The following is a 652-nucleotide window of genomic DNA, read 5'->3' as shown; positions in this document are numbered from 1 at the left end:
CCTGTGGTTGATCTTGCCCCTGCCTCATGGGGCGCGCGCAGCCGACCCTCTCGGGGTTGACGGACGGAAGCTGCACGATAACCGAGCGTCATAGCTTGATCCGAGCTGCTCGGCAACGGAAAGCAATGAACAGATTGACAAATCATCTGTCAAGGACGGCCGCCGTCTCGCAAGTTTCGAGTTGCATCCCCGCAAGGAAGGAGATCATCATCACGCTACGTGTTGGCAGATTGATAGATCATCTGTTCAAGTTGACAGAAGTTCTGTCAACCGCCACGCTGGGTACATGCTGTTCCGTGCGCCCAGCCTCGACCCGGACGACCTTCGAGTCATCGAAGAAATCAACCAACTACGCCGCGAGCTGCGCATCTACCTCCACGAGCCGAGGCGGTGGAAGGGTCAGATGCGGCGCAACCTCAAGGCCCGAGCGGTTAGAGGATCGAACAGCATCGAAGGGTACGACGTCAGCCTCGATGACGCCCTCGCGATCATGGAGGACGAGGAGCCGCTCGATGCCGACCGACGCACGTCACTTGAGATTGTCGGCTATCGCAACGCACTAACCTACATCCAGCAACTGGCCGATGATGCCGCCTTCAGTCTTGATGAGTCATTGATTCGAAGTCTACATTTCATGATGCTGGGCCATGAT

At 57.1% G+C, this 652-nt stretch carries 1 pseudogene; it reads left to right on the top strand.

The features are described 5' to 3' along the window. Positions 1-286: 286 nt before the first annotated feature. Positions 287-652: pseudogene (locus DMB66_RS60205) on the top strand (Fic family protein); the annotation flags it as partial.

The organism is Actinoplanes sp. ATCC 53533, from assembly GCF_003947245.1.
This window is presented reverse-complemented; position numbering and strand designations above follow the sequence as displayed.